This is a genomic window from Paenibacillus sp. 01T422 (assembly GCF_056398785.1).
Genome location: NZ_JBFTQB010000954.1, coordinates 1 through 2,374 on the forward strand (window position 1 = coordinate 1; position 2,374 = coordinate 2,374).

General features: G+C 46.0%; 2 protein-coding genes and 1 pseudogene. All 3 read right to left on the minus strand.

The window, feature by feature from the left end:
* Positions 1-54: 54 nt before the first annotated feature.
* The gene (hisC, locus tag AC1DUA_RS34005) at positions 55-1,155 is read right to left on the minus strand and encodes a histidinol-phosphate transaminase (protein WP_477503944.1); all 1,101 of its coding nucleotides are present in this window, start codon (positions 1,153-1,155) and stop codon (positions 55-57) included.
* A 223-nt stretch (positions 1,156-1,378) separates the two neighbouring features.
* Entirely contained in the window at positions 1,379-2,188 is an 810-nt protein-coding gene (gene trpA, locus AC1DUA_RS34010) for a tryptophan synthase subunit alpha (protein ID WP_477503945.1), read from the minus strand.
* A gap of 3 nt (positions 2,189-2,191) precedes the next feature.
* A pseudogene (locus AC1DUA_RS34015) lies at positions 2,192-2,374 on the minus strand (tryptophan synthase subunit beta); the annotation flags it as partial.

Consider the following 2,374-nt stretch of genomic DNA (forward strand, 5'->3'; position numbering starts at 1 on the left):
GCCCTACACCAAATATCGCAATTTTCGTCATAAGAGATCAACCTTTAATTTGTATTAGGCTTGAACGGCAACTTCTGCCAGCACTTGCTGCAAAGCTGCAATGAATTTCTCATTTTGTTCGCGTGAGCCGATTGTAACTCGAAGGGATGTCGGGAAGCCAAGCATATGTCCGCCACGAACAATAATTCCTCTACGCAACAAACCGTTAAATACTTCGGCCGCAGGGCGTCCTACATGAACCATAACGAAGTTACCATGTGCTGGGAAAGCCTGTAATCCCATTTCGTTAAATTGCTCCGTTAAATAATTCAAACCTGCTGTATTCGCCTCGCGGCAGCTTGCGATGAAGTCTTGGTCCTTAATCGCCGCTAAAGCAGCAGCTTGTGCAATTCTAGTCGTGTTGAACGGCTCACGCACTTGATTAATGGATCGGATCACATCTGGATGCCCAACGCCATAACCGATTCGCAATGAAGCCAGTCCGTATATTTTGGAAAAAGTACGCAGTGCAATGACATTGCGGTACTGGCCAATCAGCTCGATACTATCCGGGAATTCTCCCGTCGTGTTGTACTCACAGTATGCCTCATCCAGAACGACCAGTACATGCTCAGGAACTTTGGCTAAAAAAGCCTTAATTTCCGCATCCGTGTTCATCGTGCCGGTCGGATTGTTGGGATTACAGATCCAGACGATCTTCGTACGCTCCGTAATTGCATCCAGCATGCCGTCCAGGTCGTGAGTGCCGTCTTTCAACGGAATCTCGATGGACACAGCTCCCTCAATCTCACAATTGTGTTTATATTGCGGGAAGGTATGAGAAGCCATCACGGTTTCATCGCCTTGTACGAGGAAAGCGCGTGCTAGCATTAGAATAACCTCATCGGAACCTGCACCGAAGATTAATTGATTCGTCGCGACTCCAAGGTACTCAGCCACTGCTTCTGTCAGCTGAACAGCACCGCCGTCTGGGTACAAGCTGATGTTAGCGATTTCCGCTTCAATCGCAGCTTTTGCTTTTGGCGTGGAGCCAAATGGATTTTCGTTGGATGCGAGTTTAATCACTTCCGTTAATCCCAGCTCTCTTTTTACTTCTTCAATAGGTTTACCCGGTTGATAGACCGGCAAATGTACAATCGTTTGTTTCGGTTTCATTGGTAGCCACCTCATCAATTAGTTGTCCGAATTTTGTAATTGTCCCACAAAACTAGTAGCTTTGTAAAATGTGGTTCCTTTTATGTAGAAGGAATATTGCGTTAGCCACTCATTTGAGACAAAAGTCTCGATGATCAACACATAATAGTGTACTGCTTTAACGCTTAACAGTAAATAGGTAATTTTTAAAAATCCCCCTAGACAAGTGTCTAGAGGGATTTCATTATCTACCTTTTAGCTGGCCAACAAAACTGCCAATTTGCTGCAGCCCTTCTGGATGGGCTGCATCTTCTTTAAAATGATGCAGCGCGCCTTCAATCGATCGGACAATCGCGCTCCCCACAACAACACCGTCGCAGAGCTTCTCAAACCGCTGAACCTGGTCCCGGCTCGAAATACCGAATCCAACAACGATTGGCACATTCGCCGCTTCCCGCACCGTGGATAGAAAATCCTCGATCCCGCCGAAAAATTCAGCTCGTTCACCAGTTACACCTAGTGAAGAAACACAATAAACGAATCCTCGAGCTCCAGCTGCGATGCGCTTAACACGATCATTCGAAGTTGGCGCAACTAATGGGATCAAATGGACACCGTAGGATTCTGCAATTGCTCTCGTTTCTCTATCTTCTTCTAGTGGAAGATCTGGAATGATGATTCCGCTGATTTCATTTTCCTGCATTGTTTTGAAAATGCGTTCTAGTCCAATCTGCAGAATAGGATTGTAGTAAGTGAATAGAATGAATGGCAGCCTAGAGCCTCTATCCCGCGCTTGGCGAGCTACATTTATGACATCAAAAATCGTAATTTTACGAAGCAATGCTCGTTCAGAAGAACGTTGGATGACAGGACCATCGGCTAACGGGTCCGAATAGGGAACACCCAGCTCGATCAAATCAGCACCAGCCCGCTCCATTTCAAGAATAAGTTCCAAGGAAGCTTCAACCGATGGATCACCAATGGTCAAGAAAGGGATCATTGCTGTTTCCCCCCGCTCTTTAAGCTCAGCAAAACGCTTATCAATTAGGTTCATTACTTATTCCCTCCCTGTGCCAAGATAACTCATAATAGATTCCACATCTTTATCGCCGCGTCCGGATAGGCTAACGACAATAATTTGGTCCTTAGACATCGTTGGAGCAAGTTTCACCGTATGCGCAATCGCATGAGCGCTCTCCAGAGCAGGAATGATACCTTCCGTACGGCTTAACAATTGAAG